The organism is Citrobacter sp. Cpo089, assembly GCF_030332695.1.
Classification (GTDB): Bacteria; Pseudomonadota; Gammaproteobacteria; order Enterobacterales; family Enterobacteriaceae; genus Citrobacter; species Citrobacter portucalensis.
Genome location: NZ_JAOWHJ010000031.1, coordinates 23,285 through 48,818, shown reverse-complemented (window position 1 = coordinate 48,818; position 25,534 = coordinate 23,285). Strand labels below are relative to the sequence as shown.

The 25,534-nt window shown below is 53.3% G+C and carries 20 protein-coding genes; 11 read left to right on the top strand and 9 right to left on the bottom strand.

Features of this window, described 5'->3' with window-relative positions:
• Positions 1-32 precede the first annotated feature (32 nt).
• From OGX92_RS04730 to zapG, 4 genes are all read right to left on the bottom strand, one after another.
• Positions 33-1,390 (bottom strand): IS3 family transposase gene (locus OGX92_RS04730; RefSeq protein WP_174785198.1). Its coding sequence is split into 2 segments (ribosomal slippage): positions 33-928 and positions 928-1,390, totalling 1,359 coding nucleotides; the frame shifts between segments, so codons are not numbered across the junction.
• Positions 1,391-1,487: 97 nt separating this feature from the next.
• Complete coding sequence (gene degS, locus OGX92_RS04725; protein WP_003025154.1) at positions 1,488-2,555, bottom strand: outer membrane-stress sensor serine endopeptidase DegS; 1,068 nt, start codon at positions 2,553-2,555, stop codon at positions 1,488-1,490.
• 89 nt (positions 2,556-2,644) lie between these two features.
• Positions 2,645-4,012 carry a serine endoprotease DegQ gene (gene degQ / locus OGX92_RS04720; protein WP_003828805.1) on the bottom strand — a complete coding sequence of 456 codons (1,368 nt, stop codon included), beginning with the start codon at positions 4,010-4,012 and terminating at the stop codon, positions 2,645-2,647.
• A 168-nt stretch (positions 4,013-4,180) separates the two neighbouring features.
• The gene (gene zapG / locus OGX92_RS04715) at positions 4,181-4,579 is read right to left on the bottom strand and encodes a Z-ring associated protein ZapG (protein WP_003025147.1); all 399 of its coding nucleotides are present in this window, start codon (positions 4,577-4,579) and stop codon (positions 4,181-4,183) included.
• Positions 4,580-4,771: 192 nt separating this feature from the next.
• Between zapG and zapE the strand changes: the two genes are divergently transcribed.
• The 5 genes from zapE to sspB all read left to right on the top strand — a co-directional run bounded on the left by zapE (position 4,772) and on the right by sspB (position 8,418).
• Entirely contained in the window at positions 4,772-5,899 is a 1,128-nt protein-coding gene (gene zapE / locus OGX92_RS04710; RefSeq protein WP_126317333.1) for a cell division protein ZapE, read from the top strand.
• A 218-nt stretch (positions 5,900-6,117) separates the two neighbouring features.
• Complete coding sequence (gene rplM / locus OGX92_RS04705; protein WP_003025141.1) at positions 6,118-6,546, top strand: 50S ribosomal protein L13; 429 nt, start codon at positions 6,118-6,120, stop codon at positions 6,544-6,546.
• Positions 6,547-6,561: 15 nt separating this feature from the next.
• Complete coding sequence (gene rpsI, locus OGX92_RS04700) at positions 6,562-6,954, top strand: 30S ribosomal protein S9 (protein WP_003025138.1); 393 nt, start codon at positions 6,562-6,564, stop codon at positions 6,952-6,954.
• A 316-nt stretch (positions 6,955-7,270) separates the two neighbouring features.
• A complete protein-coding gene (gene sspA, locus OGX92_RS04695) occupies positions 7,271-7,909 on the top strand; it encodes a stringent starvation protein SspA (protein WP_003025132.1) in 639 nt (212 codons plus the stop codon).
• A 5-nt stretch (positions 7,910-7,914) separates the two neighbouring features.
• The gene (gene sspB / locus OGX92_RS04690) at positions 7,915-8,418 is read left to right on the top strand and encodes a ClpXP protease specificity-enhancing factor (protein WP_003025130.1); all 504 of its coding nucleotides are present in this window, start codon (positions 7,915-7,917) and stop codon (positions 8,416-8,418) included.
• 55 nt (positions 8,419-8,473) lie between these two features.
• Here sspB and dcuC read toward each other — a convergent pair whose 3' ends face one another.
• Positions 8,474-9,841, bottom strand: a complete 1,368-nt coding sequence (gene dcuC, locus OGX92_RS04685) for an anaerobic C4-dicarboxylate transporter DcuC (RefSeq protein ID WP_240389378.1) — start codon at positions 9,839-9,841, stop codon at positions 8,474-8,476.
• A gap of 359 nt (positions 9,842-10,200) precedes the next feature.
• Between dcuC and nanR the strand changes: the two genes are divergently transcribed.
• From nanR to nanQ, 5 genes are all read left to right on the top strand, one after another.
• Positions 10,201-10,992, top strand: a complete 792-nt coding sequence (gene nanR, locus OGX92_RS04680) for a transcriptional regulator NanR (protein WP_126317335.1) — start codon at positions 10,201-10,203, stop codon at positions 10,990-10,992.
• Between the two features lie 259 nt (positions 10,993-11,251).
• Positions 11,252-12,145 (top strand): N-acetylneuraminate lyase, encoded by an 894-nt coding sequence (gene nanA, locus OGX92_RS04675; protein WP_003828793.1) that lies wholly within the window; start codon positions 11,252-11,254, stop codon positions 12,143-12,145.
• A gap of 109 nt (positions 12,146-12,254) precedes the next feature.
• On the top strand, positions 12,255-13,745 hold the full coding sequence (gene nanT / locus OGX92_RS04670) for a sialic acid transporter NanT (RefSeq protein ID WP_003828791.1): 1,491 nt from the start codon (positions 12,255-12,257) through the stop codon (positions 13,743-13,745).
• Positions 13,746-13,842: 97 nt separating this feature from the next.
• Positions 13,843-14,712, top strand: a complete 870-nt coding sequence (gene nanK / locus OGX92_RS04665; RefSeq protein ID WP_240389377.1) for an N-acetylmannosamine kinase — start codon at positions 13,843-13,845, stop codon at positions 14,710-14,712.
• A 2-nt stretch (positions 14,713-14,714) separates the two neighbouring features.
• Positions 14,715-15,182, top strand: a complete 468-nt coding sequence (nanQ, locus tag OGX92_RS04660) for an N-acetylneuraminate anomerase (RefSeq protein ID WP_003828788.1) — start codon at positions 14,715-14,717, stop codon at positions 15,180-15,182.
• A 58-nt stretch (positions 15,183-15,240) separates the two neighbouring features.
• On the opposite strand, the gene OGX92_RS04655 is transcribed toward nanQ, so the two are convergent.
• The 4 genes from OGX92_RS04655 to gltB form a co-directional block, all read right to left on the bottom strand.
• Positions 15,241-16,521, bottom strand: a complete 1,281-nt coding sequence (locus tag OGX92_RS04655; RefSeq protein ID WP_286586283.1) for a cytosine deaminase — start codon at positions 16,519-16,521, stop codon at positions 15,241-15,243.
• Positions 16,511-17,761 carry a cytosine permease gene (gene codB / locus OGX92_RS04650; protein WP_286586282.1) on the bottom strand — a complete coding sequence of 417 codons (1,251 nt, stop codon included), beginning with the start codon at positions 17,759-17,761 and terminating at the stop codon, positions 16,511-16,513. The genes OGX92_RS04655 and codB overlap by 11 nt, the downstream gene beginning before the upstream one ends.
• 247 nt (positions 17,762-18,008) lie before the next feature.
• Positions 18,009-19,427 (bottom strand): glutamate synthase small subunit, encoded by a 1,419-nt coding sequence (locus tag OGX92_RS04645; protein ID WP_063941616.1) that lies wholly within the window; start codon positions 19,425-19,427, stop codon positions 18,009-18,011.
• Between the two features lie 12 nt (positions 19,428-19,439).
• The gene (gene gltB / locus OGX92_RS04640; RefSeq protein ID WP_003828779.1) at positions 19,440-23,900 is read right to left on the bottom strand and encodes a glutamate synthase large subunit; all 4,461 of its coding nucleotides are present in this window, start codon (positions 23,898-23,900) and stop codon (positions 19,440-19,442) included.
• A 684-nt stretch (positions 23,901-24,584) separates the two neighbouring features.
• Here gltB and mnmL point away from each other — a divergent pair.
• On the top strand, positions 24,585-25,514 hold the full coding sequence (mnmL, locus tag OGX92_RS04635) for a tRNA modification radical SAM protein MnmL/YtqA (protein WP_008785937.1): 930 nt from the start codon (positions 24,585-24,587) through the stop codon (positions 25,512-25,514).
• Positions 25,515-25,534 lie beyond the last annotated feature (20 nt).

Genomic DNA, 25,534 nt, shown 5'->3' with positions numbered 1-25,534 from the left:
TGAACTGACCCCATAATGTTGGACAGTTTATTTTAAGCGGTTATCTGGGCCTGGGTTCGGTACTCTACCGGACTCAGGCCTTTCAGTTTCTGTTTTATTCTTTCATGGTTGTAATAGTGGATGTAGTCATCGATAGCCATGCGCAACTCGCTGATATTCTTGTGTTCCGTGAGGTAAAAACACTCAGATTTCAGTGTGCCGAAGAAGCTCTCCATCACTGCATTGTCATGACAGTTTCCCTTTCTTGACATGCTCTGTTTTAGACCCGCCTCCTTTAGCCGGTTCTGATAATGCGCCATCTGATATTGCCAGCCCTGATCTGAGTGGAGCAGCGGGTATTCGTTTTTGCCCAGTACAGATATAGCCTTCGACAGCATGTTATCCACCATCGACAGAAGAGGACGGGACTCCATCTGATACGCTACTATTTCTCCGTTATACAGATCCAGAACCGGGGACAGATACAGCTTTTCTCCGCTTATTTTAAATTCCGTGACATCTGTTACCCACTTCTGGTTGGGTTTATCCACACTGAACTGCCGGTTCAGTACATTACCCGCAACTTTCCCATGCCGGCCTTTGTAAGAGTTATATTTCTTCCTTCTGATACAACAGGTTAAATCTAACACCTTCATTAACCTCTGAACCGTTTTATGGTTCAGTAAGCTTCCTTCCCGGCGGCCAGCCAGCGTGATTCGCCTGTATCCATACCGTCCTTTATGTTTATGGAACAGCGTTAAAATATGCTGCTTATCATCGGCATATTTGTCTGGTTTTTTACCGTTGGCCAGTTGCCAGTAGAACGTGCTTCTTGCCAGTCCTGCAGCTTTTAACAAGCGTGCAAGAGGGAACTTCAGCCTTAACTCATTCACGACCTGCGCTTTATCCCGCGTCCTGACGTGCTTCTTTCCCTGAGTAAGGCCTGCAGCTTTTTTAGATATGCCACTTCAGCACGCAGTTGTTCAAGTTCCTCACGTTCATCCGGAGCAAGGGGGGTCTGCAAAGGAGGGACGGGGTGATTCTCAGGGCGTTCTGGCATCGTTTTTTTCCTGCGTCGACTGTCTGTAAGGGCTTCTAATCCCCCTTCATCATACAGTCGTTCCCACTGACTAACAGTGGAAAAGGCAGGGATAGTGAATTTTGCACAGACTTCGCGAACAGACAGCTGGTGTTCACGCATATGCAGGATAACGGACTCTTTAAAAGCAGGAGAATAGGTGAAATGCCGGGTTGTAAGCCCGGCTTCGCCATGGAGCTTCCAGGCGGCAGACCATTTACGAACGGCACTGTGATCGATACCAAAACGTTTTGCAGTCGCCTCCTGTCCTTCCAGCCCGGAAAGATAGTGCTGCACAACCTCAAGCTTGAAGCTGAGAGAATACTTGCTCATAAAAAACTGCACCTTACTTCGTTGGGTGTCCAACTTTTTGGGTGCAGTTCAAACATGCTCCGGTTTTTTTATGGTCAGTAGGCCGCCAGACGTGACGTTAATTGGTGGCTGGGTATTCCTGGATCGTTACCTGCAGCGTCAACTGTTTGTCATCACGCATCACGACAACGGAGATAACTGAACCTGGTCGAATCTCTGCCACCTGGTCCATCGTTTCCAGTGCAGACACTGCCGGTTTGTTATTGACCGAGATAATCAGATCGTTAACCTGAATGCCTGCCTGCGCAGCCGGACCGTCCGGGGCTACTTCGTTAACCACAATCCCCTGAATTTGATCCATCCCGCCGCCCTGAGCGTGCAGTGGTGCAATTTCGCGACCGCTGATGCCGATGTAGCCACGAATCACGCGCCCGTCACGAATCAGCTTATCCATGATTTTAGTCGCCAACTGAAACGGAATGGCAAAGCCGATCCCTTCCGGGGTTTCGCCATCGTTGCTCTTATCAAATGACAGCGTGTTAATCCCCATCAATTCACCCAGTGAGTTGACCAGCGCACCGCCGGAGTTTCCGTGGTTGATGGAAGCATCTGTTTGCAGGAAGTTTTGCCGTCCTGTTGGGTTCAGGCCAATTCGACCGGTGGCGCTGATGATCCCCTGAGTGATGGTTTGCCCAAGGTTGTACGGGTTACCGATGGCGAGTACCACGTCACCAATGTGCGGCACGCGTTTGTTATTAATTGGGATTGTTGGCAGCCCGCCAGTGGCGTTGATTTTCAGCACCGCAAGGTCGGTTAACGTATCAGACCCCACAAGCAGCGCTTCAAATACGCGACCGTCCTGCAATGCGACGATGATTTGGTCGGCATCGTTAATGACGTGCTTATTGGTAATGATATAGCCGCGCTGATCCATGATAACGCCTGAGCCGAGCGTGCGGATCTCAAGCTGGTTGTGCGCGGTACTGTTCATACTGCGGTTATAAACGTTCACGACGGCAGGCGCTGCGCGGCGAACCGCCGGGTTATAGCTAGCGGGCGTTTCATCTGCACTGTCGAACTGCGGTGCGGTAAGCGTATTAATTTTTCGCAGAGAGGGCATCGCGGCCAGCAGGATGGCGCCGACGATTAAACCAATCGCGACCGAACGTAAAAGCTTCACAAACATGATGGCGGCGTCATTAATAAAGGGAACGGCAGCAGCATATCACGAGTTTACCGGACATCACACGAGGGGCTGATGTCCGGTTGCATGCGTTAACGCAGGAGCAGGTAAATACTCTCGTTACCGCGCACCACCTGCAGAGCAATGATCGACGGTTTCGCTTCCAGCACTTTGCGCATTTCGGCGATTGAGTTTACGCGATCGCGGTTAACACCAATGATAACGTCATCTTTATGCAGACCGGCCTGTGCGGCAGGGCTGCTTTTTTCTACGTTATCAATTCTGATGCCTTTGGTGCCGTCTTTTAACTGACCGTCGCTGAGCGTGGCACCTTGCAACGCAGGCGCAATCATCTCTGCGCTGGCGGACGAAGATGTGCTGGTATCGAGGGTGACTTCAACCTCCAGCGGTTTACCGTTACGCAGCAGGCCCAGTTTGACCTTGGTCCCAGGTTCGGTTGTCGCAATGCGTGAACGCAGTTCGGCGAAGCTGTTGAGCGGTTTACCGTTGAGGCTGGTAATGACGTCACCAGATTTCACTCCCGCTTTTGCGGAGCCGGAGTTAGGCAGAACCTCACTGACAAACGCGCCACGCTGTACGTCCAGTTTGAACGCTTTGGCGATATCCGAGGTCATTTCGGTGCCTTTGATACCCAACAGACCGCGTTTGATTTCACCAAACTGCATCAGCTGCTGTGCCAGCGTGCGCGCCATGTTGCTCGGGATTGCAAAACCAATCCCGATGCTGCCGCCGCCGGGGGCCAGAATCGCGGTGTTAATACCGATCAGCTCACCGTTCAGGTTGAGCAATGCGCCGCCTGAGTTACCGCGGTTGATAGAGGCGTCAGTCTGAATAAAGTTTTCCAGACCTTCCAGGTTCAACCCACTGCGACCTAAAGCCGATACAATGCCGGAGGTGGCCGTTTGACCCAAACCGAACGGGTTACCCACAGCCACCGCGAAATCACCTACGCGGAGTTTGTCTGAGTCGGCAATAGCAATTTGTGTCAGGTTGCTGGGGTGCTGAATTTGTAGCAGTGCGATATCGCTCTGATCGTCGCTGCCGATAAGCTTAGCGTCGAACTCACGGCCATCATTAAGCTGAACGCTGATTTTTTGCGCCTGGTTAATGACGTGGTTATTGGTCAGGACGTAGCCTTTGGCGGCATCAATAATGACCCCTGAACCCAGCCCTTCAAAAGGTTGTGAAGGTTGATCGGGAAGTTCATCACCAAAAAACTTTTTGAACTCTTCCGGGACTTTCTGCCCCTGAGTGGCGGTGCCTTCGACCCTTACGCTCACCACTGCTGGTAACACTTTCTCCAGCATCGGAGCGAGGCTGGGAAGCGCTGCCTGACCGGGAACCTGGCCGGGAATCGACGCAATGGCCGGGAATGGCGCCGAGAGAGTTAACCCGACACTTAACGCTAATGCACTCAACAGCTGGGTTTGTTTTTTCATGGATCCTGCTCTCGTACCTTGAGTAAACGGAAGATGATTCAAAACAGGTTGATGTTATTGAATTTTCGGTTAGGTCACAATGCGGCTAACGACTAAATAATAGCTGGGACAGGAAGAGAAGCGGAGGGCGCAATTGCTGCGCCCAATAAATTTCTTAACGATGTGCGGTTAGTCGCGCTTTGCGCCGCTACGCAGCAGGCCGGATGCCCCTTCAGAATAGTCACGTGGCATCTGAACCGGCGCCTGATCGTTGCCTGCTTCAGACTCTGCCAGACGGTTACGGAACGGGTTGTTTTCCGGCGACATACCCGGCAGCAGGTTGCTGGAGCTTTTCGCCATGTGTTGGTAAATCTGACGATAATCGTCCGCCATGTTATCCAGCAATTCAGCGCTGCGGGCAAAGTGGCTCACCAGCTCTTCGCGGTACTCTTCCAGCTCAGCTTTATTTTTTTCCAGTTCGTACTGCAATGCCTGCTGTTGGCGTAATTTACGATTACCAAAACGCATGGCTACAGCACCAATAATGATACCGACGACTAACCCAATTAGCGCATATTCCCAGGTCATGAACATCTCCCGTTGTCTTGTGTTTCCGTAGGGTGTTGGCTTTAGGCTCCATGCCTGCGCCTGATTATGCCACTATAACCGCTAATCCCGTAGAAGTGGAATCCCGTGTTTATATCACGTAATGTAGAACGGCCTTTTTTTCGTCAACCGTGAGCGACGGCACATCGATTCTCAAGGAATAACAATAACATCATGCAAAGCCTTTCCCCGACATCGCGTTACCAGCAAGCCCTCAGCGACGGCAGTCATCAGCCCGACAACGTACAACTCGAAGCCGTGAATCGACTGGAAACAATTTTCCAGGCGCTTACGACACCAGCACGTCCTGCACCGCAGGAGAGCGGACTGATGGCGCGTTTTGGTAAATTGCTGGGCAAGCGTGAGTCGCCGATCAACGCATCGGTGCGTGGCTTGTATATGTGGGGCGGAGTTGGGCGTGGAAAAACCTGGCTGATGGATCTGTTTTACCATAGCCTGCCGGGCGAACGTAAACAGCGTTTGCACTTTCACCGTTTTATGCTGCGCGTGCATGAAGAGCTTACTGCCTTACAAGGGCAGAGCGATCCGCTGGAAATCATCGCCGACCGCTTTAAGGCCGAAACGGACGTGCTGTGCTTCGACGAATTTTTTGTTTCTGATATCACCGACGCCATGCTGCTTGGCGGCCTGATGAAGGCGCTGTTTGCCCGTGGCATTACGCTGGTGGCGACCTCCAATATTCCGCCAGATGAGCTATATCGCAACGGTTTGCAACGCACGCGTTTTCTTCCTGCCATTGATGCCATCAAACAGCATTGTGACATCATGAATGTCGATGCCGGCGTCGATTATCGTCTGCGTACCTTAACGCAGGCGCATTTGTGGTTGTCGCCATTGAATGAGGAAACCCGCCAGCAGATGGATAAGCTCTGGCTGGCATTAGCGGGAACCAAAGGTGAACATGCGCCAACGCTGGAGATTAACCATCGTCCTATGCAAACCCTGGCTGTAGAAAATCAGACGCTGGCGGTGTCGTTTACCACGCTCTGTGTCGATGCCCGGAGTCAGCATGACTACATTGCGTTGTCGCGTCTGTTTCACACGGTGCTGTTGTCTGATGTGCCGGTCATGACCCCGCTGATGGAGAGTGAAGCGCGACGCTTTATCGCATTGGTGGATGAGTTCTATGAACGCCACGTCAAGCTGGTGGTCAGTGCGGCATCACCCCTCTATGAAATTTATCAGGGCGAGCGTCTGAAGTTTGAATTTCAGCGTTGTTTGTCGCGTTTGCAGGAGATGCAAAGCGAAGAGTATCTGAAGCGGGAACATTTAGCCGGTTAAACCTGCCGCAAATCACATAAAGGGGTCGATCTTTGACCCTGACTTCTCTATAATCTTGCGACCCCACGTTACGAGAGAGTTTTTTTCCCAAAACTTTCTATGCGCCGGCATAGGCTATTCGAAGGGGTAGGTTTGCTGGACAATGTCGTGTGAACCTCAACTGATAAAACGTTTGGGTGTTCACCAACGTGTAACTTATTTATTTGGGTAAGCTTTTAATGAAAACTTTTACAGCTAAACCAGAAACCGTAAAACGCGACTGGTATGTTGTTGACGCGACCGGTAAAACTCTGGGCCGTCTGGCTTCCGAACTGGCTCTGCGCCTGCGCGGTAAGCACAAAGCGGAATATACTCCGCACGTAGATACCGGTGATTACATCATCGTTCTGAACGCTGACAAAGTTGCTGTAACCGGCAACAAGCGTACTGACAAAGTGTACTATCACCACACCGGCCACATCGGTGGTATCAAACAAGCGACCTTTGAAGAGATGATTGCTCGCCGTCCTGAGCGTGTGCTTGAAATCGCGGTTAAAGGCATGCTGCCAAAAGGCCCGCTGGGTCGTGCTATGTTCCGTAAACTGAAAGTTTACGCTGGCAACGAGCACAACCACGCGGCACAGCAACCGCAAGTTCTTGACATCTAATCGGGATTATAGGCAATGGCTGAAAATCAATACTACGGCACTGGTCGCCGCAAAAGTTCCGCAGCTCGCGTTTTCATCAAACCGGGCAGTGGTAAAATCGTAATCAACCAACGTTCTCTGGAACAGTACTTCGGTCGTGAAACTGCCCGCATGGTAGTTCGTCAGCCGCTGGAACTTGTCGACATGGTTGAGAAACTGGATCTGTACATCACTGTTAAAGGTGGTGGTATCTCTGGTCAGGCTGGTGCGATCCGTCACGGTATCACCCGCGCTCTGATGGAGTACGACGAATCCCTGCGTGGCGAACTGCGTAAAGCTGGCTTCGTTACCCGTGATGCTCGTCAGGTTGAACGTAAGAAAGTCGGTCTGCGTAAAGCACGTCGTCGTCCTCAGTTCTCCAAACGTTAATTGTACTCTGCTTTGGCAGACGACAATTTGCGAAAAAACCCGCTTCGGCGGGTTTTTTTATCGTTATTTCTCGCCTCAGATCCACGCTAATCCGCTGATTGCCACCTCTTTTTCCCCATTTCAAGAATCGACTCACCACAAAGGTCACAAAATCTGGTAAACTATCATCCAATTTTCTGCCCAAATGTCCGGTATCGTTCATTTTTTGTTTGTATTTTGAACAGCAATGACTTTCCCGAGCCTGGGTGACATCACTTCTGGCTGGCCACTGAGTGGCTGGTAGCAGTAAAAATTCTGAATATACCTGGAGGTTTTCATGGCTGTCGCTGCCAACAAACGTTCGGTAATGACGCTGTTTTCTGGTCCTACTGACATCTATAGCCATCAGGTCCGCATTGTGCTGGCTGAGAAAGGTGTTAGTTTCGAGATTGAGCATGTGGAGAAGGACAATCCACCTCAGGATCTGATCGACCTCAACCCGAATCAGAGCGTACCGACACTGGTGGATCGTGAGCTGACCCTGTGGGAATCTCGCATCATTATGGAATACCTGGATGAGCGCTTCCCGCATCCGCCGCTGATGCCGGTTTACCCGGTTGCGCGTGGTGAAAGCCGCCTGTACATGCAGCGTATTGAAAAAGACTGGTACACGCTGATGAATGTCATCGTGAACGGTTCTGCATCTGAAGCCGAAGTCGCGCGTAAGCGTCTGCGCGAAGAACTGCTGGCAATCGCGCCAGTATTTGGCCAGAAACCTTACTTCCTGAGCGATGAGTTCAGCCTGGTAGACTGCTACCTGGCGCCGCTGCTGTGGCGTTTACCGCAGCTGGGTATTGAATTCAACGGTGCAGGTTCGAAAGAACTGAAAGGGTACATGACTCGCGTCTTCGAACGTGACTCTTTCCTGGCTTCTCTGACTGAGCCTGAACGTGAAATGCGTCTGGGCCGGGGTTAATCTGTATGGATTTGCCACAGCTAACACCACGCCGTCCGTATCTGCTGCGCGCGTTCTATGAGTGGTTGCTGGACAACCAGCTCACGCCGCATCTGGTGGTGGATGTGACGCTCCAGGACGTGCAGGTTCCAATGGAATATGCGCGTGACGGGCAAATTGTTCTGAATATTGCACCGCGTGCGGTGGGCAACCTGGAACTGGCTAACGATGAAGTGCGCTTTAACGCGCGCTTCGGTGGTGTGCCGCGTCAGGTGTCTGTGCCGTTGGCTGCCGTTCTGGCAATTTATGCACGTGAAAATGGCGCCGGTACGATGTTCGAACCGGAAGCCGCCTACGACGAAGATGTTGCCAGCTTAAATGATGACGACAACGACGCGTCTGGTTTTGAGAGTGAAACGGTCATGTCGGTCATTGATGGCGATAAGCCTGATAATGGCGACGACAACGATCCGGATGATACTCCGCCACCGCCTCGCGGTGGGCGTCCAGCGCTGCGCGTAGTGAAATAAATAGTGAAATAAAAAACAGGCCCTTTGGGGCCTGTTCTGTTTTCTGGCTTTGGCATCAATAAAACAGAGCGATGGTGGCTACCATATTCACCACAAATCCTACTGCCATCGGGATTGCTGTACGTTTTACCACTTCAAAGGGCGATACGCCGGCAATACCCGATGTCACGACAATGACCGCGGTAATGGGTGACACCGCCCGGGCCAGCGTAGTGGCAAAATGCATCGGCATAATCATTACTACGGCAGGAATATGCAGCCCGGCGGCAATATCCGGAATGAGGCTGGCAAAAGACATAAACGGCGCGTTGCCTGACCCCATGACGATCGCACAGGCGGCAATGACTACAGCCATGATGATCATCACGCCGATGCCGCCAAGACCGGAATGCTCTGCGCCTTTTATGACGGCGTCGACAGTCCCGATAGTCGTCAACCCTTTCGCAAAGATTTCACCGGCGACCACCAGCGTGACAACGTTGGCAAACTGCGTCCCCATGCCGTCAAAAAAAGCCTGCACATCATCCATCGTTTCGCGCAGATTATGTTTATGCAGGAATTCAACAAACATAGTCAGCGTCATGCTCATCAACATCACCACCACCAGATTCAACTCTGCTTTCATTAGTCCCATTTGTGCAAGGGCAAGCGAGCCCAGCATCAGGATCAGCGGCATGACAGGTAGAATGGCGTAATAGAGCGGAGGTACGTTTTCCAGCGTCTTTTGTTCCGCAAATCCGTTACTTTCCGGTGCGGCTTTTTTATCAAATTGACGCTGAACGAAAAAATGCGCAATGGCGACGGCGACAATGACACACGACGCGACGGGCAACTGGTATTGAAAGAAATAGGTGGCGATTTTCATGCCCGCGACCTGCGCGGCAAAAATAGAGTTGGTTTCCAGAATGCCCCATTCAATCGACATCGAAGTGGCAATGACCGCAACAGCGGATAAACGGCTCACGCCAAGACTAACCAGTGTTGGGAACAGCGTCACCATCAGCAACATACCTAACCCGGATGCGCTGGTAATGAATTGCGCCATGATCTGACCAATCACATAGGTGGCGGCAAGAACTACATAGGGGGAACGGATTAGCTTGAGCGGGCGACTTAACAGGCTAACCATCGCTCTGCTGGCCCCCATTCTGTCCATATAACGGGCATAACCGCCCACCGCCATGATTGATAACCCCAGTCCGGCCGCACGGTTGGAGAGCATACGCAAAATTTCGTTGTAAATATCGAACAGTAGATAGCCACTGCTTTTGTCGTCAGCGACCAACGCGCCGTAGCCCAGCCAAACGCCGCAGATCATCAGAAAGATCCCGGCGGCGGCCAGCACGACCTGCGGTTTGTAGTTTTTGAGGATCAGGTAACCCATCGTTAATAAAACGATGACAGAGATAATGATGCCGAACATTGTTTCACTCCATGCCAGAGAAGAAGATAAATCCGGTAATAATGCTGTTGTCAAAACGGATGTTATATTTTTCTGGGCATTTTTTATGGAGTGAATATCTTATTTTTAATTCAATGATGTAATTATTTATCGTTATAAAATAGAATGTTATGATAAATTATCACGTTCATGTTCATAATTTTCATGAAGCTATTTAACTCCATTCAATTAAAATGAGGCAGAAGATACTCGCTTAAAATAATATTGCTGTTACGTATATTATCAATAAGCCAGCCGGATCAGATCGTCCATCATTTCACCCTGCTTTCGATCCTGTGTTAGGATAAACCCGCTGTTGTTTATCACCACGACTTAGCTGAATGGACCCTATGAACGCATTTGATTCGCAAGCTGAAGACTCTCCATCCACCATTGGCCGTAGCTTACGCAATCGCCCGTTGGCGCGTAAAAAACTGTCTGAAATGGTTGAAGAAGAACTGGAGCAGATGATTCGTCGTCGGGAATTTGGCGAGGGCGAACAGTTGCCGTCTGAGCGGGAGCTGATGGCCTTCTTTAACGTGGGCCGTCCTTCTGTACGAGAAGCGCTGGCCGCGTTAAAACGCAAAGGTCTGGTACAAATCAACAACGGCGAGCGCGCCCGCGTTTCGCGTCCTTCAGCTGATACCATCATTAGCGAGCTGTCTGGTATGGCGAAAGATTTCCTCGCACATCCCGGCGGCATTGCCCACTTCGAGCAGTTGCGACTGTTCTTTGAATCCAGCCTGGTACGATACGCCGCCGAACATGCGACAGATGAGCAAATCGACAGACTGGCTAAAGCACTGGAGATCAACAGCCAGTCGCTCGATGACAATACGTTGTTCATCCGCTCGGACGTTGATTTTCACCGTGTACTGGCTGAGATCCCGGGTAATCCTATCTTTATGGCTATCCATGTTGCGCTGTTAGACTGGCTGATTGCCGCCCGTCCGACCGTTGCCGATCAAGAGTTGTATGAGCACAACAACGTGAGTTATCAGCAGCATATCGCGATTGTAGAAGCTATTCGTCAGCGCGATCCTGAGGAAGCTGACCGCGCACTGCAAGAACACCTCAACAGCGTTTCCGCGACCTGGCACGCCTTCAGCAAAAGTAAAAAATTGCGTAAGTGATCGCGATCCTGACGATCGTTTAAACACAAAATCATTCAAGTTGCATCAAGGCGGCAGGAGAGCGAGTTCCCTGGAGCATAGATAACTATGTGACAGGGGTGAGCGAACGCAGCTAACGCAGAGGCGGCTCGAAGGATGACGTGTTTAGTGAAGTAGATCGCACTATAAGCGTTCTCTATTGTATTGCTGCTTATTTGATCTGGTATAACAGGTATAAAGGTATGCAGTCAGATAACACTAATCATCGTCAGAGGTCGTTATGGCAAGAGATTTAAAAGGCGTAATGCCAGCGTTGTTAACCCCATTCGATAACCAACAGAGACTGGACATCGAGAGTTTGCGCCGCCTGGTGCGTTTCAACATTGGTCAGGGTGTAGACGGGCTCTATGTCGGTGGCTCAACGGGTGAGGCCTTTGTCCAAAACCGCGTTGAAAGAGAGCAGGTACTGGAAATTGTTGCCGAAGAGGCGAAAGGTAAGGTGACGCTGATCGCCCACGTTGGCACGGTGAGTACTGAAGAGAGCCAACAGCTGGCGAGCGCGGCACATCGTTACGGCTTTGATGCCGTTTCGGCCGTTACACCGTTTTACTATCCGTTCAGCTTTGAAGAACATTGCGATCACTACCGCGCAATTATTGATTCCGCTGATGGTTTACCGATGGTGGTCTATAACATTCCGGCGCTGAGCGGCGTAAAACTGACGCTGGATCAGATCAACACGCTGGTGACGCTGCCGGGCGTTGGTGCTCTGAAGCAAACTTCAGGCGATCTCTATCAGATGGAACAGATCCGCCGCGCTCATCCCGATCTGGTGCTTTATAACGGCTATGACGAAATCTTCGCTTCCGGACTGCTCGCGGGCGCAGATGGCGGTATCGGTAGCACTTACAACATCATGGGGTGGCGCTATCAGGGAATTGTGAAAGCGCTCAAAGAAGGTGACATTCGCACGGCGCAAAAGCTGCAAACCGAGTGCAATAAGGTTATCGATCTGCTTATTAAGGTTGGCGTGTTCCGCGGCCTGAAAACAGTACTGCACTATATGGATGTGGTTTCTGTCCCACTGTGCCGTAAACCCTTTGCCCCGGTAGATGAACACTATCTGCCGGAACTGAAAGCGCTGGCAAACCAACTGCTGGCGGAAAAGGCGTAATCGCGGGTCGCCGGGGGCGCTTCGCTTGCCCGGCCTGGATTTTCGACCGTAGGCCGGGTAAGGCAAAGTCACCACCCGGCACAACAACAAAAATCGTCGGGAGAGTAAAATGAGTACTTCTACCCAGAACATCCCGTGGTATCGCCATCTCAATCGGGCTCAATGGCGGGCATTTTCCGCCGCCTGGCTGGGATATTTGCTTGATGGTTTCGATTTTGTGTTAATCGCCCTGGTGCTGACAGAAGTGCAGGGCGAATTCGGACTGACGACGGTGCAGGCCGCCAGCCTGATCTCGGCCGCCTTTATCTCCCGTTGGTTTGGCGGGTTAATGCTGGGGGCAATGGGCGACCGCTACGGACGCCGCCTGGCAATGGTCACCAGCATCATTCTGTTCTCTGTGGGAACGCTGGCCTGCGGTTTCGCGCCGGGCTACACCACCATGTTTATCGCCCGCCTGGTTATCGGTATGGGAATGGCCGGTGAGTATGGCTCCAGCGCAACCTATGTTATTGAAAGTTGGCCTAAACACCTGCGAAACAAAGCCAGTGGTTTCCTGATTTCCGGCTTTTCCGTTGGTGCCGTGATCGCCGCCCAGGTTTACAGCCTGGTGGTCCCGGTCTGGGGATGGCGTGCGCTGTTTTTCATCGGCATCCTGCCAATTATCTTCGCCCTCTGGCTGCGTAAAAATATTCCGGAAGCGGAAGACTGGAAAGAGAAACACGAAGGCAAAGCGCCGGTACGCACGATGGTGGACATTCTCTACCGGGGCGAGCATCGGGTAATTAATATTCTGATGACGCTCGCCGCTGCAACCGCGCTGTGGTTCTGCTTTGCTGGCAACCTGCAAAATGCGGCTATTGTGGCGGTCCTGGGACTGATATGCGCCTTTATCTTCATTAGCTTTATGGTGCAAAGCAGCGGGAAACGCTGGCCAACGGGCGTGATGCTGATGGTGGTCGTGCTATTTGCCTTCCTGTACTCGTGGCCGATTCAGGCGCTGTTGCCAACCTATCTGAAAACGGAACTGCTGTACGATCCTTCCACGGTGGCCAGAGTGCTCTTCTTTAGCGGCTTTGGTGCGGCGGTTGGTTGTTGCGTCGGCGGTTTTCTTGGTGACTGGCTGGGCACGCGTAAAGCCTATGTCTGCAGTCTGCTGGCCTCGCAGTTGCTGATTATTCCGGTATTTGCGATAGGCGGTTCAAACGTTTGGGTACTGGGTTTGCTGCTGTTTTTCCAACAAATGCTCGGCCAGGGGATCTCCGGGATCTTACCAAAACTGATTGGCGGCTATTTCGATACCGATCAGCGTGCGGCGGGATTGGGCTTCACCTATAACGTGGGCGCACTGGGCGGGGCTTTGGCACCGATCATCGGCGCGCTGATTGCCCAACGTCTTGATCTGGGTACCGCGCTGGGATCGCTCTCTTTCGGCCTGACATTTGTAGTGATCCTGCTGATTGGTCTTGATATGCCGTCCCGTGTACAGCGCTGGCTGCGTCCTGAAGCGTTGCGTACGCATGATGCCATTGATGGTCGACCGTTTAGCGGTGCCGTGCCGTTCGGCGGTGACAAAAGCACCATGGTGAAATCCAAAAGTTAATCCAATTGCCCGGTGCTGAACCGGGCAATAGCCGTAAGGGAAGAAATATGTCGTTCTTCGAGCTACAGAGCGCCACCACGATGCATGAGGCTGCGCCATGACCACACTGGCGATTGATATTGGCGGCACCAAATTGGCTGCCGCGCTGGTAGAGAACAATCTGCAAGTCCGCGAGCGGCATGAACTGCCGACGCCTGCCAGTAAAACGCCGCAAGCGCTGCGCACTGCGTTACAAACACTGGTTGCACCGCTACAGGGGCGTGCTAATCGGGTGGCGATCGCCTCGACGGGGATTATCCGTGAGGGGGCTTTACTGTCGCTGAATTCGCATAACCTCGGCGGGTTGATGCATTTTCCGCTGACACAAACGCTGGAACAAATCACCGACCTGCCGACGCTGGCCGTCAATGACGCACAGGCAGCGGCGTGGGCTGAGTACCATGCGCTTGGTGGTGAGTACCGCGATCTGGTGTTTATTACCGTCTCCACAGGCGTGGGCGGGGGAGTCGTCAGCGGTGGGAAACTGCTGACTGGAATCGGCGGTCTTGCTGGGCATCTGGGACATACGCTGGCCGATCCGCATGGGCCTGTTTGCGGCTGCGGGCGTGTGGGCTGCGTTGAGGCGATCGCATCCGGTCGTGGAATAGCGGCGGCAGCCGAAGGCGCGCTTGCCGGATGCGACGCCAAAACTATTTTTAGCTGTGCCGGGCAGGGGGATGAGCAGGCAAGTCGGTTGATCCATCGCTCAGCGCGAACATTGGCAAGGCTTGTTGCCGATGTGAAGGCCACGACCGATTGCCAGATTGTGGTGATTGGCGGCAGCGTTGGGCTGGCTGAAGGGTATCTGGCGCTGGTGGAACATTATCTGGCACAAGAGCCTTTGGCCTATCACGTGGAATTGCTGGCGGCGCATTACCGTCATGACGCTGGATTACTGGGGGCCGCGCTGTTGGCCCAGGGAGAATGATGATGATATCAGATGCGTTGAATTCACTGCCTTCTGCCGGATTACATCCGGTCTTGCAGCAGGCGTTAACGCTTGCCATTGCGGCGAATCCGCAGGAGAAGACGCCTGGGCGCTACACGTTGCAGGGCGAGAATATTTTTATGAATGTCATGCAATTTACAACGCAGAGCCCAGAGCAAAAGAAAGCGGAGCTGCATCAGCAGTACATTGATATTCAGATGCTGTTGTCCGGCGAAGAACGTATTCTGTTTGGGATGACCGATTCTGCTCGTCACTGCGAAGAGATGCACGTTGAGGATGATTATCAGCTGTGCAGTCAGATTGCCGATGAGCAGGCTATGGTACTGAAGCCGGGAAAATTTGTGATTTTTATGCCGGGCGAGCCGCATAAACCGGGTTGTGTGGTGCAGGCCCCGATGGACATCAAAAAGGTGGTGATCAAAGTCCGCGCCAGTTTATTACAAGCTTGAGAATGAGAGACTGTGTCGGATGGCAAGGCTTACGCCATCCGACATGGAATGTAACGACCTAGCGCTTAAACGTCACCGTTTCTGGCTGCGTCAGATGCAGTGTGGTTTGGCTTGGGACCGTCTCGGCAATGACTCGACCATGACGAATGGAATAACGGGCAGGCGTCTGGCGACGAACCGCATCAAACCCATTTTCTGCAGGCAAAATCACCAGATTCGCAGAATTCCCCACGTTCAGACCGTAGTCCTGCAGGTGCAGGGTTTTCGCGCTGTGGGTGGTGACCAGGTTCAACCCATCGTTAATTTGTCCGTATCCCATCAACTGGCACACGTGTAATCCCATATGCAGCACCTGCAGCATATTCGCAGTGCCCAGCGGGTACCACGGATCGAAGACGTCATCATGACCGAAGCAGACGTTGATCTCCGCCTCCAGCATCTCTTTGACGCGCGTAACACCACGACGCTTAGGGTACGTGTCGAAGCGCCCTTGCAGGTGAATATTCACCAGTGGATTTGCGACAAAGTTAATACCGGACATTTTCAACAGACGGAAAAGACGGGAAGCATACGCGCCGTTATAGGAATGCATTGCCGTGGTATGGCTGGCGGTCACGCGTTCGCCCATATTGTAGCGATGCGCCAGGGCCGCAACGGTTTCAACAAAGCGGGATTGCTCATCATCGATTTCGTCACAGTGCACGTCGATAAGTCTGTCGTATTTTTGCGCCAGAGCGAAAATCTTATGCAGCGACTCTACGCCATATTCACGCGTGAATTCAAAGTGCGGGATCGCGCCAATGACGTCGGCGCCCAGACGCACGGCATCCTCCAGGAGCGCTTCACCGTTGGGATAAGAAAGAATGCCTTCTTGCGGGAACGCGACAATCTGTAGCTCTACCCATGGAGCGACTTCTTGCTTCACCTCCAGCATGGCTTTTAGCGCCGTCAACGTAGGGTCGGAAACGTCAACGTGAGTACGGACATACTGGATGCCGTTGGCCATCTGCCACTTCAGGGTCTGCATGGCGCGCGCTTTGACGTCTTCGTGAGTGAGCATTGCCTTACGTTCAGCCCAGCGCTCAATGCCCTCAAACAGCGTACCAGACTGATTCCAGCTCGGCTCGCCCGCGGTTTGCGTAGTGTCCAGATGGATATGTGGCTCAACGAACGGTGGGATTGCCAGACCGCCTTCAGCATCAAGCACTTCACCCTGTGGTATCGTCGCTGCGTCTTGAGGCTCAATACGGCTAAAGCGCCCGTTTTCAATCGTGATTTGCCATAACCCTTCACGTCCCTGTAAACGCGCCTGATGAATGGTGATGTTATTATTCTGCATGGCTGACCTCCGGGGATTTAGCAAGGCTGCGATTGAAAAGTGGATTCAGCAGGATATAGCTGAATACGCCGCCGAGTACGGCATTGACGGGCACGATGCCTGGAATATAGTGACCTGCGGCAATGCCCAGTGCAACGGACAGGAGCGCTATCCAGTTTACGGAAATAAATTGCGCTTTGCTGAAGTCGGCATATCGGCGATGGTTCAGCAGATAGTCGGCGATGATCACCCCGCCAATCGGGGGAATCGCTGCCGACAGAAATGTCAGCCAGCCGACAAAGTTATTGTAAAGCCATAGCGCGCACAGTGTGCCGATAATACCGTTAGCCACTGACAGCGTACGGCTGGAAAGGCCGGTAATATTGGCAAATCCCAGGCCCGATGCATACAACGCATTATCGTTGGTGGTCCAGATATTCAGGCCGAGAACGATGATTGCGGGCAGCAGCAGTCCCTGGGCAATCATCACGTCAGAGATATCCGCCTGTCCAACCGCAGCCGCGCCCGCAGCGCCGAAGATGAACATCAAGGAGTTGCCAAGGAAAAACGCCACCATGGCGATCAGCACCGCGCCTTTGGCGTTGCGGCCAAAACGGACGAAGTCAGCGGTTAACGTTCCTGCGCTGACAAACGAACCGACCACCAGCGCCAGTGCGGTGGAGAAATCCAGCGGCGTTTGCGGCACTATCGCTTTTAAATGCTCCAAACCGCCGACATCGCTCACTGCCAGCCAGACGGAGTAGCTGCCAAGTACGACGATGGCAGGCACGGCGATGATAGATAAAACGGTCAGCGCTGAGATGCCAAAAAAGATGGTCAGGGTCATCAGCAGACCGGAAACCGCAATCAGGATATTGACGTCAATTCCCGTCGCTTTGCCAACCGGGATAGCAAACAGGGCCACACCAACGCCAAACCAGCCTACCTGTGTGCCGCCTAACAGCAGAGAGGGAAGCCATGAACCTTTCACACCAAATGAGTAACGCGCCAGAAGGTGGGTTGAGAGCCCTGTTTTTGCGCCGATAAAACCGAGAAATGCAGTGTAAATACCGAGGAGAAGATTACCGAAGAGAACTGCCAGGAAGAAATCATTATAGGAAAGACCGGTACCGAGTGTGCCACCGGTCCACATACTGGCGGAAAAAAATGTGAGCCCCAACATCACAAATGTTAGTGGAACTACGCCTTTTCGCGCCGCCAGAGGGACGGGGCCCTGGCTATAATTGTTGTCTTGCGACACAACGCCTCCATGAATTTTGCCCAAAAAATCCGCCGCATAATATACAGTTCTCAACGTAAAGCAAACGTTTTCGTCTGATTTTTACATGGTTATTATTCATGATGTTGATGTGTTTGGGGTGTTAAGGTTATTTGCCCTGTTTACTAAAGGTGTTGTCAGACTGGCTTAATCGGCAGGTTTGGCGGTATTGCGGCAGGAATTTGGCATCTCACCCACCAGGGCAGATGAGATGCCTTAAGAGGCTGTATTACACTTCCAGGTAGTTCAGGATGCCGTCCGCCGCTTTACGACCTTCGGCAATCGCGGTGACTACCAGATCCGAACCGCGCACGATGTCACCACCGGCGAAGATTTTCGGGTTGCTAGTCTGGAAGGCGTTGTCGCTGCGCTCTGGAGCAATAATGCGGCCCTGAGAATCCAGTTCGACGCTGTGTTTTGCCAGCCACTCCATACTGTGCGGACGGAAGCCAAACGCCAGTACCACCGCATCTGCCGGAACAACGTGTTCGGAACCGGCGACGATCTCCGCACGGCGACGGCCCTTCGCATCCGGTTCACCCATTTCAGTACGCGCCATTTTCACACCGCATACCTTACCGTTGGCGTTCACTTCCACGCCTAAAGGCTGGACGTTGAACTGGAATTCGACGCCTTCTTCACGCGCATTTTTCACTTCGCGTTTGGAACCCGGCATGTTCTCTTCGTCACGACGATAAGCGCAGATGACATGTGCTGCGTTCTGGCGAACCGAGGTCCGCACGCAGTCCATCGCGGTATCGCCGCCGCCGAGAACGACGACGCGTTTGCCTTCCATGCTGATGTACGGCTCGTCGCTGTTTTCGCCAAAGCCCATCAACTGTTTGGTATTGGCGATCAGGAACGGCAGGGCATCAAATACGCCGGAAGCGTCTTCGTTTTCCAGCCCACCGCGCATAGACTGATAGGTACCTACGCCAAGGAACACGGCGTCATAATCTTTCAGCAGATCGTCAAGCTGTACATCGCGGCCCACTTCCACGTTCAATTTGAACTCAATGCCCATACCGGTGAAGATTTCACGACGGCGGGTCATCACCTCTTTTTCCAGTTTGAAGGCTGGAATACCGAAGGTCAGCAGACCGCCGATTTCTGGGTGGCGGTCAAATACCACCGCCTTCACGCCGTTGCGGGTCAGCACATCAGCACAGGCCAGGCCTGCCGGACCGGCACCGATGATCGCCACGCGCTTGTCGGTTTGGCGCACGCCGGTCATATCCGGGCGCCAGCCCATTTCGAATGCTTTATCGTTGATATAGCGCTCGATGTTGCCGATAGTCACCGCGCCGAACTCATCGTTCAGCGTACAGGATCCTTCACACAGACGATCCTGCGGGCACACGCGGCCACAGACTTCCGGCAGAGTGTTGGTCTGGTGCGACAGTTCTGCTGCTTCAAAAATACGCCCCTCGTTCGCCAGTTTCAGCCAGTTCGGGATGTAGTTATGCACCGGGCACTTCCACTCGCAGTACGGGTTACCGCAGGACAGGCAACGGTCTGCCTGTGCTTTGGCCTGGCCTTCGGAAAACGGCTCGTAGATCTCGATAAACTCGATCTTACGGATCTTCAGCGGCTTCTTAGGCGGATCAACGCGCTGCAAGTCGATAAATTGGTATACGTTCTGACTCATTGCTGCTACCCCTTACTGCGCCTGCACACGCAGCTCTGCTGCGCTACGACTACGGTGACCCAACAGTGCTTTCACATCACTGGATTTTGGTTTTACCAGCGCGAATTTCGCCGAGAATGCTGGCCAGTTAGCCAGGATCTCTTCGCCGTGTGAAGAGCCGGTATGCTGTACGTGCTCGGTAATCAAACCGCGCAGGTGTTCCTCGTGGATAGCCAGCGAGTCCACGCTCAGCACTTCTACCAGTTCCGGGTTCACGCGTTTGCGGAACTCACCGTCTTCGTCGAGCACGTAGGCGAATCCACCCGTCATACCCGCTCCGAAATTGACGCCCGTTTTTCCGAGAATACAGACGATGCCGCCGGTCATATATTCGCAGCCGTTGTCGCCAATACCTTCAACCACGGTGATTGCGCCGGAGTTACGTACTGCAAAGCGCTCACCTGCACGACCCGCGGCAAACAGGCGGCCACCGGTGGCGCCATACAGACAGGTGTTACCAATGATGCTCGCCTCATGGCTACGGAAAGCAGAGCCAACTGGAGGACGCACTGCCAGCAGACCGCCCGCCATACCTTTACCGACATAGTCGTTGGCATCACCGGTCAGATACAACTCCACGCCGCCCGCGTTCCACACGCCGAAGCTCTGGCCTGCGGTACCGCTGAAGTGCGCTTTGATTGGGTCAGACGCCAGCCCCTGATCGCCATGCGTTTGCGCGATATAGCCCGACAGCGACGCGCCAACGGAACGGTCGGTGTTGCGGATATCGAACCAGAAGGTTTTACTCTGGCGCTCGTCGACAAACGGTTTCGCTTGCTGTAACAACTGAGCGTTCAGCACGCCGTTATCAAACGGCGGGTTGTTCTCGGTGCAATGCAGCGCTTTACCCGGATGCGGTTCGGCGGTTTCCAGCAGACGAGACAGCTCCAGTTTCTGTTGCTTGGCGGTAAACCCTTCCAGCTCTTTGAGCAGGTCGGTACGACCAATCAGATCCACCAGACGCTTCACACCCAGTTGCGCCATCAGCTCACGGACTTCGCGGGCGATAAATTCAAAGTAGTTAGTCACTTTGAACGGCAGGCCGTGATAGTGGTTCTTACGCAGTTTGTCATCCTGAGTCGCCACGCCGGTTGCGCAGTTGTTCAGGTGGCAAATACGCAGGTATTTACAGCCCAGCGCCACCATTGGACCGGTACCGAAGCCGAAGCTTTCCGCACCCAGAATCGCCGCTTTAATGATATCGACACCGGTTTTCAGACCGCCATCAACCTGCAGACGAATCTTGTGACGCAGACCGTTAGCGACCAGCGCCTGCTGGGTTTCCACCAGACCGAGTTCCCACGGGCAGCCCGCATATTTCACCGAGGAGAGCGGGCTTGCGCCGGTACCGCCATCGTAGCCAGCAATGGTGATCAGATCCGCATAGGCTTTTGCCACGCCTGTGGCGATAGTGCCGACACCCGGTTCGGAAACCAGCTTCACGGAGATCATCGCTTTCGGGTTGACCTGTTTGAGGTCGAAAATCAGCTGTGCTAAGTCTTCGATAGAGTAAATATCGTGGTGCGGCGGCGGGGAGATCAACGTCACGCCCGGTACCGAATAGCGCAGTTTAGCGATGTACGGGGTGACTTTATCACCCGGTAACTGACCGCCTTCGCCAGGCTTCGCGCCCTGAGCGACTTTAATCTGAATGACATCGGCATTGACCAGATACGCCGGGGTTACGCCAAAGCGACCGGAGGCAACCTGCTTAATGCGCGACACCTTGTTAGTGCCGTAGCGCGCCGGGTCTTCGCCGCCTTCACCGGAGTTCGAGTTGCCACCGATGCTGTTCATGGCTTCGGCCAGCGCTTCGTGTGCTTCGGGGCTTAATGCACCGATGGACATCGCCGCGGTATCAAAGCGTTTAAACAGTTCGGTTGCGGGTTCTACTTCGCTAATGCTTACGGCTTCATCGCCAGGCGTAATCGCCAGCAGATCGCGCAGCGTGGCCGCCGGACGCTCATTGACCAGCTTGGCATATTCCTGATAGTCGCTGTACTCGCCGCTTTGTACCGCCTGTTGCAGCGTGCGCACCACGTCCGGGTTGTAGGCATGGTATTCGCCGCCGTGGACGTATTTGAGCAAACCGCCCTGGCTGATAGGCTTACGTGCCAGCCAGGCATGTTTGGAGAGGTTCAGCAGATCCTGCTGGAAGTCGGTAAACCCTGCGCCGCTGATGCGGCTGACTACGCCCTGGAAGCACAGCGCCACGACATCATCATGCAGACCAACCGCTTCAAACAGCTTCGAGCAGCGGTAAGAGGCGATGGTCGAGATGCCCATTTTGGACATGATTTTGTACAGACCTTTGTTGATGCCGTTACGGTAGTTCAGCATCACGGTCCGGTAATCTTTGGCAATCGCCTGAGTGTCGATCAATCGTCCCAGCGTTTCATACGCAAGATACGGATAAATGGCCGTCGCGCCAAAGCCGAGCAGGACAGCAAAATGGTGCGGGTCACGGGCGCTGGCGGTTTCAACGATGATGTTGGCGTCGCAACGCAGACTTTGTTCTACCAGACGCGTTTGCACTGCGCCCACGGCCATCGGTGCCGGAACCGGCAAACGGTTTTTCGCGATGTTACGGTCAGAGAGCACCAGCAGCACCGTACCGTTACGCACCATCTGTTCGGCTTTATCGCACAATGCTTTGACGGTCTCTTCGAGCGTGGTTTCGGTCACGTCGAAGGTGATATCCAGGCGATCGGCGCGGTAATGTTCCTCTTTCATGGTGGTGAGCTGGGTGAAATCGGAGTACAGCAGGATCGGCGATTTAAAGCTCAGGCGGTGTGCCTGACCTTCGGCTTCGCAGAAGACGTTCATCTCACGACCGATGCTGGTGGCCAGCGACATAACGTGCGCTTCACGCAGCGGGTCGATCGGTGGGTTAGTCACCTGCGCGAACTGCTGGCGGAAGTAGTCATAAATGATGCGTGGCTGGCTTGAGAGCACCGCAAACGGGGTATCATCACCCATTGAGCCGACCGCTTCCTGACCGTTTTCACCGAGCACGCGGATCACGGAATCCAGCTCTTCGGCGCTGTAGTTAAACTGTTTCTGATAGCTGGCGAGCGTGTCATCGTCCAGTTCGCGGCTGCCGACCTGATCGTCTGCGAGGTCTTCGAACGGCACCAGACGGCGGACGTTCTTCTCCATCCACTCTTTGTACGGATGGCGGCTTTTCAGATCGTCATCGGTTTCGGCGGAGTGCAGAATGCGCCCGCTGCGGGTATCGATAACCATCAGCTCGCCTGGGCCGACGCGACCTTTCTCGACGACTTCATCCGGCTGATAATCCCAGATCCCGACTTCAGAGGCGCAGGTAATCAGCTTGTCTTTGGTGATGACGTAGCGCGCCGGACGCAGGCCGTTACGGTCAAGGTTACAGGCGGCAAAGCGGCCGTCGGACATAACAATGCCCGCCGGGCCATCCCACGGCTCCATGTGCATGGAGTTAAAGTCAAAGAACGCGCGCAGCTCCGGGTCCATATCCGGGTTGTTCTGCCAGGCCGGCGGCACCAGTAAACGCATGGCGCGGATAATGTCCATCCCGCCAGCCAGCAGCAGTTCCAGCATGTTATCCATTGAGCTGGAGTCGGAGCCGGTTTCGTTAACGAACGGTGCGGCGTCGTGCAGGTCAGGGATCAGCGGTGTCTGGAATTTATAGGTACGTGCGCGTGCCCACTGGCGGTTGCCGGTGATGGTGTTAATTTCACCGTTATGCGCCAGGTAGCGGAACGGTTGCGCCAGCGGCCACCGCGGTACGGTATTAGTGGAGAAGCGCTGGTGGAACAGGCAGATGGCCGATTCCAGACGCAGATCCGCCAGGTCCAGGTAAAAGCGCGGCAGATCCGCCGGCATACACAGACCTTTATAGATATTGACCAGGTTCGACAAGCTACAGACGTAGAAGTCTTTATCGTCCTGGAGGCGTTTTTCGATACGACGGCGCGCGATGAACAGGCGACGCTCCATATCACGCGGACGCCAGCCCGCAGGGGCGTTGACAAAAATTTGCTCGATTCGAGGCAGGGAGGAGAGGGCGATTTCACCGAGAACACCTTCGTTGGTCGGCACGTCGCGCCAGCCGACAATCGACAGGGTCTCCTGCTGTAATTCTTCTTCGACAATGCGACGAGAAGCCGCAGCCAGTTCAGCGTCTTTATTTAAAAAGATCATGCCGACGGCGTAGTTTTTAGCTAAACGCCAGCCGCGCTCTTGCGCCACGATGCGGAAAAAGCGGTCAGGTTTTTGTAACAGCAAACCGCAACCATCGCCGGTTTTACCATCGGCAAGAATTGCGCCACGGTGCTGCATGCGGGCCAGTGCGTGTATGGCGGTACGCACTACCTTGTGGCTAGGTTCGCCTTCTATGTGGGCGATCAGGCCGAAACCACAGTTATCCCTCTCAAGGGATTTATCGTACAACATATCAGTGAACCTCCCCAGGCTCTGCGGGATTCCCATCTGGACCGTTGCGCACGGGCACACCAAGAGCATGGCGACGGGGTTTGCGTGTCATACGCTTACCTCGCATTCGCCCTCTTTATCCTTTTCGCATAGGTCAAACAAGTTTGAGGACTTGCTTCAGAGGGAATCTCAATTACTGCATAAATATGATGAGCAGACTGCTCATCCAGAAAGCTTCCAGCGGATTTCCACGTTATCGGGAATCCACACACAGGTCAAATGGCAATCTTATTTATGCAAAAATGTGCTATAGGGCGATTAACTTTATGAATATGTTGAAATTTAAGGCTTTTTTACATTGATTTAACGCAAGGGGAATGGAGTGCGAAGTGTGATCTGTCTCACTGTCAGAAAGGCTGTATATCCCCCGTCCTCCCTTTGTTTATCGCTATGCTTGGCATTTTATGCTGGTTTTTAGAGTTTTGGCGTCTTAAAGATACTGTTTTTATGCTGAGAGTATAAGAAGATAAAAAAAACAGTCGGATATAAGGAAAAGTAATTTCATTTTGAATGAATGAAATTTCGATTATTTTGATTTGTTATGCAATAAATAAAGGCACGCCAGGGCGATTGATCCAGGTCATCGCCGACTGGGGCAAAAAATGGCAGGCTTTGGCCTCTTTTCAAGGCGCGGTCTACCAGATTATGCAGTTACAGAAATTAGTCAATATGTTTGGTGGGGATCTTTCTCGCCGTTACGGGCAAAAGGTTCATAAACTCACGCTTCACGGCGGCTTTAGCTGTCCAAATCGTGATGGCACCATCGGACGTGGTGGATGTACTTTCTGCAATGTCGCCTCGTTTGCCGATGAAGCACAGCAGCACCATTCTATTGCCGAGCAGCTTGAGCATCAGGCGCATCTGGTCAATCGCGCGAAACGCTATCTGGCCTATTTCCAGGCCTATACCAGCACCTTTGCTGAAGTGCAGGTGCTGCGTTCGATGTATCAGCAGGCAGTCAGCCAGGCCAGTATCGTCGGGTTATGCGTTGGGACGCGCCCCGACTGCGTGCCGGATGCGGTACTCGATCTGCTTTGCGAGTATAAAGACCTCGGCTATGAGGTATGGCTGGAACTCGGTTTGCAAACTGCGCATGACAAAACCTTGCACCGTATTAACCGCGGCCATGATTTTGCCTGTTACCAACGCACTACGCGACTGGCACGCGAGCGCGGGCTGAAAGTGTGCTCACACCTGATTGTCGGTCTGCCGGGAGAAGGGCAGGCAGAATGCCTGCAAACCATGGAACGTGTGGTGGAGACGGGTGTTGACGGTATTAAGCTGCACCCGCTGCATATTGTGAAAGGCAGTACGATGGCGAAAGCCTGGGAAGCCGGGCGGCTGAACGGAATTGAACTGGACGACTATACGGTTACCGCCGGGGAGATGATCCGTCATACGCCGCCAGAGGTGATTTATCATCGAATTTCCGCCAGCGCGCGCCGCCCAACGCTGTTGGCACCTCTATGGTGTGAAAACCGCTGGACCGGCATGGTCGAACTGGATAAGTACCTTAACAAGTACGGTGTGCAAGGCTCGGCGCTCGGTACGCCATGGGTGCTGCCTGAGAACTAACTCTCCGTAGGCCGGATAAG

What these genes read in the sequence shown, in the direction of transcription:
- zapE (WP_126317333.1), top strand. Translation starts at nt 4,772, where the DNA reads ATGCAAAGCCTTTCCCCGACATCGCGTTACCAGCAAGCCCTCAGCGAC.
- nanA (WP_003828793.1), top strand. Translation starts at nt 11,252, where the DNA reads ATGGCAAGAGATTTAAAAGGCGTAATGCCAGCGTTGTTAACCCCATTC.
- sspA (WP_003025132.1), top strand. Translation starts at nt 7,271, where the DNA reads ATGGCTGTCGCTGCCAACAAACGTTCGGTAATGACGCTGTTTTCTGGT.
- OGX92_RS04645 (WP_063941616.1), bottom strand. Translation starts at nt 19,427, where the DNA reads ATGAGTCAGAACGTATACCAATTTATCGACTTGCAGCGCGTTGATCCG.
- mnmL (WP_008785937.1), top strand. Translation starts at nt 24,585, where the DNA reads ATGCAGTTACAGAAATTAGTCAATATGTTTGGTGGGGATCTTTCTCGC.
- zapG (WP_003025147.1), bottom strand. Translation starts at nt 4,579, where the DNA reads ATGACCTGGGAATATGCGCTAATTGGGTTAGTCGTCGGTATCATTATT.
- gltB (WP_003828779.1), bottom strand. Translation starts at nt 23,900, where the DNA reads ATGTTGTACGATAAATCCCTTGAGAGGGATAACTGTGGTTTCGGCCTG.
- dcuC (WP_240389378.1), bottom strand. Translation starts at nt 9,841, where the DNA reads ATGTTCGGCATCATTATCTCTGTCATCGTTTTATTAACGATGGGTTAC.
- degQ (WP_003828805.1), bottom strand. Translation starts at nt 4,012, where the DNA reads ATGAAAAAACAAACCCAGCTGTTGAGTGCATTAGCGTTAAGTGTCGGG.
- degS (WP_003025154.1), bottom strand. Translation starts at nt 2,555, where the DNA reads ATGTTTGTGAAGCTTTTACGTTCGGTCGCGATTGGTTTAATCGTCGGC.
- OGX92_RS04655 (WP_286586283.1), bottom strand. Translation starts at nt 16,521, where the DNA reads ATGCAGAATAATAACATCACCATTCATCAGGCGCGTTTACAGGGACGT.
- nanQ (WP_003828788.1), top strand. Translation starts at nt 14,715, where the DNA reads ATGATATCAGATGCGTTGAATTCACTGCCTTCTGCCGGATTACATCCG.
- nanR (WP_126317335.1), top strand. Translation starts at nt 10,201, where the DNA reads ATGGACCCTATGAACGCATTTGATTCGCAAGCTGAAGACTCTCCATCC.
- nanT (WP_003828791.1), top strand. Translation starts at nt 12,255, where the DNA reads ATGAGTACTTCTACCCAGAACATCCCGTGGTATCGCCATCTCAATCGG.
- rpsI (WP_003025138.1), top strand. Translation starts at nt 6,562, where the DNA reads ATGGCTGAAAATCAATACTACGGCACTGGTCGCCGCAAAAGTTCCGCA.
- sspB (WP_003025130.1), top strand. Translation starts at nt 7,915, where the DNA reads ATGGATTTGCCACAGCTAACACCACGCCGTCCGTATCTGCTGCGCGCG.
- nanK (WP_240389377.1), top strand. Translation starts at nt 13,843, where the DNA reads ATGACCACACTGGCGATTGATATTGGCGGCACCAAATTGGCTGCCGCG.
- rplM (WP_003025141.1), top strand. Translation starts at nt 6,118, where the DNA reads ATGAAAACTTTTACAGCTAAACCAGAAACCGTAAAACGCGACTGGTAT.